Raw genomic sequence first — 8,196 nt, 5'->3', positions numbered from 1 at the left:
TTCGGTGGCTGGAAGAAGAGCCTGTTCGGCGACATGCACGCCTATGGCGAAGAGGGCGTGCGCTTCTACACGAAGCAGAAGTCGATCATGCAGCGCTGGCCCGAGAGCATCGGCAAGGGTGCCGAGTTCGTGATGCCGACGGCCAAGTAAAGGCCCCGGACCCCGGGCGCAGGTTCAATTCGAGATGCCGTACTTGCGCAGCCGTGCCGCGATCGCGGAATGTGAGGTGCCCAGGCGCTCGGCCAGTCGGCGGGTCGACGGGTACTTGGGCCACAGCCGCTGCAGCAGCGCGCATTCATAGCCGGCGACCGCCTCGTCCAGTCGGGTCACGCTGTCGTCGTCGAGCACCGTCTGGGCGGCCGTGGCCGCATCGGCCAGTTCGAGGTTGTCGGTGTCGATGACGGCGGCGTCGCTCATCGTGACGGCACGGAAGATCACGTTCTGCAGCTGCCGGACGTTGCCGCGCCAGGGGTTGGCCTGCAGCGCGGCGGTGGCGGCGCGGCTCAGGCGCACCGGTGGCCGGCCGGCCTGCGAGCAGGCGCGCTGCAGGAAGGCATGCGCGAGCAGCAGGATGTCCTCCGCGCGCTCGCGCAGCGGCGGCACGACGACCTGCAGCACGTCCAGGCGGAACAGCAGGTCCTGCCGGAAGGCGCCGCTCTCCACCATGTCTTCCAGCGAACGGTGGGTGGCGCTGATGATGCGGACATCGGCTTTCAACTCGCGCTCGCCCCCCACGCGCCGGAAGCTGCCGTCGTTCAGGAAACGCAGCAGCTTGGCTTGCAGGTAGGGCGACATCTCGCCCACCTCGTCGAGGAACAGGGTACCGCCGTCGGCCAGCTCCAGCAGCCCGGGCCGGCCACCGCGCAGCGCGCCCGTGAAGGCGCCCGGCGCATAGCCGAACAGCTCGCTTTCGGCCAGGCTCTCGGGCAAGGCGGCGCAGTTCAGTGCAAAGAAGGGCTGCCCGTGCCGCCGGCTGCCGGCGTGGCAGGCGTGGGCGACCAGCTCCTTGCCGGTGCCCGTCTCGCCGCGGATCAGCAGCGGCGCATCGACCTGCGCCATGCGGGCGGCGCGCTGCCGGAGGTTGCGGATCGCGTTGGACCGGCCCAGGATGGCCTCGAAGCCGCCCGCGCTGTAGTTCTGCAGCGCGCTCAGGCGTTCGCCGATGCGGTGCGGCGCGTGCAGCGTCAGCACGGCCCCGGCGACACGCCCGCCGGATTCGTGCAGCGCCACCGTCTCCAGCAGGTAGGGCTGACCGCCGACCTGCACCTCGCCCACGGGCAGGCGGTAGTCGTGCGAGACCAGGGTGTCGGCCAGGCCCGCGTCGCCGGTCAGTTCTTGCAGCGACAGGCCCGAGAGCTGGTCCTCCCGCAGGCCGGTGGCCTGTGCCGCCGCGGCGTTGGCCACGACCACCTGGCCTTGCGCGTCGACCGCCAGCACCGGATCGGCCAGCGATGCGAGCAAGGCATCGAGGTACAGCTGCCGGCGTGCGCCGGGCAGCATGGACACCTCGGTGGCCTGCCGGACGCCGGGGATCGCCTGCACGGCGGCGTCCACGCCGGCCAGGTCGGCCGGCAACAGCGCCGGGGCTTCCAGGTAAATGTGCGGCGGGTCGACCTCGACGGCGATCACATCCAGGCCGCGGCCGGCCAGCACGGCGAGGATCTCCTGGGCGATGCCGAGGCGGTCGACGAACTCGATTTTCAGGCGCATGGTGTGTACGGGAATTGATACGGTGGAATGAAATCGTGACGGCAGTTTAACGGCTGCAACGGCGCCGGTGGGAATCTGTTTGGAGGGCCTGGTCACTGCAAGCGCGGTCCGTGCGATCCGGCCGGCCGCCCCTGGTGTTGTATGGAATTCGATACGGATGCGGCCGATGCCCCGCAACGCCTGCGCGCGCAAGGGCTTGATTTGTATGGTGTTGGCCGCGCCATCGCGGGGTGGCACAAGGCTTGCAAGACAGCCGCCCACGGCGGGGTTGGCCTCGTGAACGATAAAGAGGGCTCAAAGGCATGAAGGTTCTGGTTCTTGGCAGCGGCGTGATCGGCGTCTCGGTCGCGTATTACCTGGCGCGCGCCGGGCACGAGGTGACGGTTGTTGACCGGCAGCCCGCGCCGGCCCTCGAAACCAGCTTCGCCAACGCGGGCGAGGTCTCGCCCGGCTACTCGGCGCCCTGGGCCGGGCCGGGTGTGCCCGTCAAGGCGATCAAGTGGATGCTGATGCACCACAGCCCGCTGGTCATCAAGCCGATGCTGGACCCGGCCATGTGGCGCTGGGGTCTGTCGATGCTGCGCAACTGCACCGAGGCGCGCTACCGCGTCAACAAGGCGCGCATGGTGCGGCTGGCCGAGTACAGCCGGGACTGCCTGGTCGACCTGCGGCGCGAGACCGGCATCCGGTACGACGACCGCGCCCAGGGCACGCTGCAGCTGTTCCGCACCCAGAAACAGCTTGAGGGCGTGGGCAAGGACGTCGAGATCCTGCGCCAGTACGGCGTGCCCTTCCAGGTGCTCGACCGCGAGGGTTACCTGCAGTACGAGCCCGCGCTGGCCCAGGTGAAAGAGAAGTTCGTGGGCGCGCTGCGCCTGCCGGGCGACGAAACCGGCGACTGTTTCCTGTTCACCCAGCGCCTGGCCGAGATGGCAAAGGGCCTGGGGGTGCGCTTCGAATTCGGCGTGAACATCCGGCACATCGAGCAGTCGGGCGACCGCTTCACCGGCGTGCAGACCGATCGTGGCCTGATGACCGCCGACCGCTGCGTGCTGGCCACCGGCAGCTACTCGACGGCCCTGGCCGCGCCGCTGGGCCTGCACCTGCCGGTGTACCCGGTGAAAGGCTTCTCGATCACGGTGCCGATCACCGACCCTGCGGCCGCGCCGGAGTCCACCATCATGGACGAGACGCACAAGGTGGCCGTCACGCGGCTGGGCGACCGCATCCGCGTGGGCGGCACGGCGCAGCTCTCGGGCTTTGACCTGAACCTCGATGCCGGCCGGCGCAAGACGCTGGAGTTCGTCGTGGGCGACCTGTTCCCCCACGGTGGCGATGTGCAACGCGCCGAGTTCTGGACCGGCCTGCGCCCGATGACACCCGATGGCACGCCGATCCTCGGCAGCTGCCGCGTGAAGAACCTGCTGCTGTGCACCGGTCACGGCACGCTGGGCTGGACCATGGCCACCGGCACCGGCCGCGTGATGGCCGACCTCATCAGCGGCAGGTCGCCCGAGATTGACATGGAAGGCCTCGGCCTGGACCGCTACGCCTGAGCGGTCCGCCAGCGTTTTCCACCCATCCTTTCTACCGCGCCCGCCGGGCGCACGGCCGCCACCGGGCGCAGATCCGGCGCGGCCGACCGTCCCTTCATTTCACAACACACCAAAGGAGACCCCATGTCCGTGTCCGAAATCGTCAGCGCCCTCAACGGCGTCATCTGGAGCCCCGCTCTGATCTACCTGTGCCTGGGTGTCGGGCTGTACTTCTCGTTGCGCACCCGCTTCATGCAGGTGCGCGGCCTGGGTCAGATGATCAAGCTGATGTTCAACAACAAGTCGTCGGCGGCCGGGGTGTCCTCGTTCCAGGCGCTGGCCATGTCGTTGTCGGGCCGGGTGGGCACGGGCAACATCGCCGGCGTCGCCACCGCGATCACCTTCGGCGGCCCGGGGGCGGTGTTCTGGATGTGGATGGTGGCCTTCCTGGGCGCGTCGACCGCCTACGTCGAATCGACGCTGGCCCAGATCTACAAAGAAAAGGACGACAACGGCCAGTACCGCGGCGGCCCGGCCTACTACATCGAGAAGTGCATGGGCCAGAAGTGGTACGCGTGGATTTTCGCGGTGTCGACCGTCATCGCCACCGGCCTGCTGCTGCCGGGCGTGCAGGCCAACAGCATCGCCTCGGGGCTGGCCAACGCCTGGGGTGTGGACACCGCCGTGAGCGCCGCCGTGATGGTGCTGCTGCTGGGCTTCATCATCTTCGGCGGCGTCAAGCGCATTGCGCTGTTCGCCGAGATCGTGGTGCCGTTCATGGCGCTCGCCTACATCCTGGTGGCGCTGGTCATCGTGCTGCTGAACGTCGGCCAGGTGCCGGGCATGATCGCCCTGATCTTCAAGAGCGCCTTCGGCCTGGAGGCCGGCTTTGGCGCGGTCATGGGCATGGCGGTGCAGTGGGGCGTCAAGCGCGGCGTGTACTCGAACGAAGCCGGCCAGGGCACAGGCCCGCACCCCGCCGCCGCGGCCGAGGTGGACCACCCCGCCGAGCAGGGCTACGTGCAGGCCTTCTCGGTCTACATCGACACGCTGTTCGTCTGCTCGGCAACGGCCTTCATGCTGCTGTCCACCGGCATGTACAACGTCAAGGCGCCCAGCGGCGAAATGCTGTTCAACGGCCTGCCCGGCGTCGAGACCGGGGCCGCCTACACCCAGGCCGCGGTCGAGACCATGCTGCCGGGCTTCGGGGCTTCGTTCGTGGCGATCGCGCTGTTCTTCTTCGCCTTCACCACCATCGTGGCGTACTACTACATGGCCGAGACCAACATCGCCTACATCAACCGCAAGGTGCACCGGCCGTGGCTGAGCTTCGTGCTGAAGCTGGCCATCATGGCGGCCGTCACCTACGGCTCGGTCAAGAGCGCCGGCCTGGCCTGGGACCTGGGTGACGTCGGCGTCGGCCTGATGGCCTGGCTCAACATCGTCGCCATCCTGATCATCCAGAAGCCGGCGCTGCTGGCGCTCAAAGACTACGAACGCCAGAAGAAGGCCAAGCTCAAGCCCAGCTTCGACCCCGAGTCGCTGGGCATCCGCAACGCGGCCTTCTGGGTCGAGCGGCTCAAAGACGGCAAGGCCGGACAGCGGAAGTGATCCGCAGGCGCGCCCTGACCCATGCCGGCGGGGCTGCGCAGCCGCGCGCGCGTCGGTGACGAGGTCCGGACCGGCCTGGGCCAGCGATGCGCCCACCGGTCCGTTGGTGAGACCACCATCAGCGCCTGAAACCTCCCGCCGCCCCTGAGGACGGGGCGGCCGGGGTGCGCCGGGTTCGCTGGCGAAGGGGTTGTTGCCCACCGGACAAGGTTACAGCCCGGTTACTGGGTAGAGTGCAACGCACCGAAACCAGGAGACCGACCCATGTACACCGCCCACCCCCAGCGCTACGAGCGCATGCCCTACCGCACCGTCGGCAAGAGCGGCCTCAAGCTGCCCAGCATCACCCTCGGCCTGTGGCACAACTTCGGCGACACCACGCCCTTGGCCACACAGCGCTCGCTGCTGCGCACCGCCTTTGATCTGGGCATCACCCACTTCGACCTCGCCAACAACTACGGCCCGCCTTACGGCAGCGCCGAGACCAACTTCGGCGAACACCTGCGCCGCGACTTCCGGCCCTACCGCGACGAACTCATCATCTCCAGCAAGGCCGGCTACGACATGTGGCCCGGTCCGTATGGGCAAGGCGGCGGCTCGCGCAAGTACGTGCTGGCCAGCCTCGACCAGAGCCTGAAACGCATGGGGCTGGACTATGTGGACATTTTCTATTCGCACCGCTTCGATGCCGACACGCCGCTGGAAGAAACCATGGGCGCTCTGGCCACCGCCGTGCAGCAGGGCAAGGCGCTGTACGTGGGCATCTCCAGCTACTCGGCCGGCAAGACGCGCGAGGCCGCGGCCATCCTGCGGCAGATGGGCGTGCCGCTGCTGATCCACCAGCCGTCCTACAGCCTGCTCAACCGCTGGGTCGAAGAAGACCTGCTGGACACCCTGCAGGCCGAGGGCATGGGCTGCATCGCTTTCAGCCCGCTGGCACAGGGCCTGCTGACCAACAAATACCTGAACGGTGTACCGGCCGACGCGCGCATCAACCAGCCGGGCGGCGGTTCGTTCAAAGCCGAGCACCTGAGCGAACAGAACCTGGCCCATGTGCGCGCCTTGAACCAGATCGCCCAGGCGCGCGGCCAGACCCTGGCGCAGATGGCCGTGGCCTGGGTGCTGCGCCAGCCGGGCATGAGCTCGGCCCTGATCGGTGCCAGCAAGCCCGCGCAGATCACCGAACTGGTGGGCGCGCTGGACAACCTGGCGTTCAGCGCCGACGAGCTGGCCGCCATCGACGGCCATGCGGTGGACGGCGGCCTCAACCTCTGGAAGAAACCATCCACCGATCAGCGGCTCTGAGTGTCAGAGCCCGGCCAGAAAACGGGCGATGGCCGCGTTCACCGGCTCGGCGTGGGTGATGGGCCCCATGTGGCCCAGGTCCGCGAACGTCAGCGGCTGCACCTGTGGCAAGGTGGCGCACAGCAGCCGGGCCACCCCCCGCGCCGAGGCGGGTGAGCGCTGGCCGACCATGTACAGCACCGGCACGTCGAGCGTGCGAAAGGCCGCCAGTGGCGTGGGTTCGTTGAACAGGGCGTCGCCCCAGCGCCGCACCTGCCGCACCGACTCGGCCATGGCGGGCTTGCGCGGCGCGGGCGTGGCGGCCCAGCTGCCGGGTCCCATCCAGTAGTCAATGAAGTGCTCCGCAGCGCTGTCCGTGTCGTCACGGTCCAGCGCCTCGCCCGCAGCGGTCACGGCGTGGCGGATGCCGTCGGCGTCGTTTGGCGAAGGAGTTTCCTGTTCCAGCAGCGAGAACAGCGTGGGTTCGTACACGGCCAGGGCGCGCACCCGGCCCGGGTGCCGCAGCGCCGCGATCAGCGAGACCGCCGCGCCGTAGGAGTGGCCCACCAGCACCAGCGGTGAACCGGCTCGCGCCAGCACCGGCTCCAGCAGCGCGACCTCGTCGTCCAGGCGCATGGGTTGGTCCGCCGGCCATGCCGGACTTTTGCCTGCGTCATAGCCATCGGGCGCGAGCACATGGAAATCGGGCGCCAGCCGCTCCATCAGGTCGCGCCACTGACCCGAGTGGCTGGCGTTCGAGTGCAGGCACACGACACCCGGGCCAGCGCCCGCTTCGCGGAAAAAGGGTTCGGGTCGGGACATGCGGGCTCCGGTCGGTGGGCTGGGGGTGGAACCCGCGGTCCGGTCGTGCGCCGGTGGGGTGCACGACCGGCCAGGCTCAGCTCAGCACCACGCTGGAGAGCCGGCGGCGGTAGGTGGCCACCGTCGGGTCTTCGGGCGGCACCTGGCCTTCGGCGACCTTGGGCTTGGGTGGCTCGATGATGTCGAGGATGGCAATGAAGGTCTTGCGGGCCAGCTCTTCGTTCCAGGCCTTGTCGCGCATCAGGATCTCCAGCAGCTCGTCCATCGCCGGCACAAACTGGCTGTGCGCCAGCAGCAGCTGGGCCAGGGCGAAGCGGCTGTCGAAGTCGCGCTTGTTGGCGGCGATCTTCGCCTGCAGCTCGGCGGCCCGGGCCTCGGGGTCGGCCACCATGTCCTGCGCGTCGCGTGCCTTCATCCAGCGGTTGAGCGAGTCGAGCCGGCGCACCGCGGCGGACTTGGCGATCACCGGTGCGAACGCCACCTTGGCGTCGTCGTCGCGCTCCAGTTCCAGCAACAGCTTCACCAGATCGAAGCGCGCGTCGTCGTTGTTGGGGTCGGTGTCCACCGCGTGCTGCAGCTTGGCGAGCGCGCCCTCCACGTCGCCTTCGGCCAGCGCGTCGAGCGCTTCGGCTTCTTCAGCGGCGGCCTCGACCTCTTCGGCCGCCGGCACATGTTTGTCCAGAAAGGCCTTGATCTGGCCCTCGGGCAGCGCGCCCATGAAGCCGTCCACCGGCTGCCCGTTCATCAGCAGCACGCAGGTGGGGATGCTCTTGATGCCGAAGGCCTGGGCCAGCTGCTGTTCCTGGTCCGAGTCGATCTTCACCAGCTTGAAGCGGCCGGCGTAGTCGATCTCCACCTTCTCCAGCAGCGGGCCGATCACCTTGCAGGGACCGCACCAAGGGGCCCAGAAATCCACCAGCACGGGGGTGTGCATGGAGGCTTCGATGACCTCGGTTTCAAAGTTTTCAATGGTGACGTTGATCATGGCGTGGGTGTTCTTGTTGTGGGGCGGGAGGGGCGCAAACGTAAAATCGACACTTTACCGGAGCGCGGCCGATTTCCCGACCGCGTCCGCACCCGCCGGCCCGTCCGAGCCCGGCAGAAAGCCCCTTCCCATGAGTTCCATCCAGGTGGGCGTGGTCATGGGTTCCAGCAGCGACTGGGACACCATGCAGCACGCCGTGCAGATCCTCAAAGACTTCGGCATAACGCACGAGGCGCGCGTGGTCTCGGC

8 protein-coding genes are annotated in these 8,196 nt (G+C 68.4%); 5 read left to right on the top strand and 3 right to left on the bottom strand.

Annotated features, from left to right (window positions below; all coding sequences use genetic code 11):
- Positions 1-174: 174 nt before the first annotated feature.
- Positions 175-1,710: a sigma 54-interacting transcriptional regulator gene (locus IV088_RS13995; protein ID WP_291103055.1), complete on the bottom strand. Its 1,536-nt coding sequence runs from the start codon at positions 1,708-1,710 to the stop codon at positions 175-177.
- A gap of 141 nt (positions 1,711-1,851) precedes the next feature.
- Here IV088_RS13995 and IV088_RS13990 point away from each other — a divergent pair, with 141 nt between their 5' ends.
- The 4 genes from IV088_RS13990 (at position 1,852) to mgrA (ending at position 6,161) form a co-directional block, all read left to right on the top strand.
- Positions 1,852-2,016, top strand: a complete 165-nt coding sequence (locus tag IV088_RS13990; protein WP_291103053.1) for a hypothetical protein — start codon at positions 1,852-1,854, stop codon at positions 2,014-2,016.
- Positions 2,013-3,266: a D-amino acid dehydrogenase gene (locus IV088_RS13985; RefSeq protein WP_291103050.1), complete on the top strand. Its 1,254-nt coding sequence runs from the start codon at positions 2,013-2,015 to the stop codon at positions 3,264-3,266. Before IV088_RS13990 ends, IV088_RS13985 begins: the two co-directional genes overlap by 4 nt.
- A 123-nt stretch (positions 3,267-3,389) precedes the next feature.
- A complete protein-coding gene (locus IV088_RS13980; protein ID WP_367171588.1) occupies positions 3,390-4,856 on the top strand; it encodes an alanine/glycine:cation symporter family protein in 1,467 nt (488 codons plus the stop codon).
- Between the two features lie 264 nt (positions 4,857-5,120).
- Entirely contained in the window at positions 5,121-6,161 is a 1,041-nt protein-coding gene (gene mgrA / locus IV088_RS13975) for an L-glyceraldehyde 3-phosphate reductase (protein ID WP_291103048.1), read from the top strand.
- A gap of 3 nt (positions 6,162-6,164) precedes the next feature.
- Here mgrA and IV088_RS13970 read toward each other — a convergent pair whose 3' ends face one another.
- Complete coding sequence (locus tag IV088_RS13970) at positions 6,165-6,962, bottom strand: alpha/beta hydrolase (protein ID WP_291103045.1); 798 nt, start codon at positions 6,960-6,962, stop codon at positions 6,165-6,167.
- A gap of 76 nt (positions 6,963-7,038) precedes the next feature.
- Positions 7,039-7,947, bottom strand: a complete 909-nt coding sequence (trxA, locus tag IV088_RS13965) for a thioredoxin (protein WP_291103042.1) — start codon at positions 7,945-7,947, stop codon at positions 7,039-7,041.
- A 130-nt stretch (positions 7,948-8,077) separates the two neighbouring features.
- Between trxA and IV088_RS13960 the strand changes: the two genes are divergently transcribed.
- On the top strand, positions 8,078-8,196 hold a 119-nt coding region (locus IV088_RS13960), incomplete at its 3' end, for an AIR carboxylase family protein (protein WP_291103057.1).

The sequence above is a fragment of the Hydrogenophaga sp. genome (assembly GCF_018780075.1).
Taxonomy (GTDB): domain Bacteria; phylum Pseudomonadota; class Gammaproteobacteria; order Burkholderiales; family Burkholderiaceae_C; genus Hydrogenophaga.
This window is presented reverse-complemented; position numbering and strand designations above follow the sequence as displayed.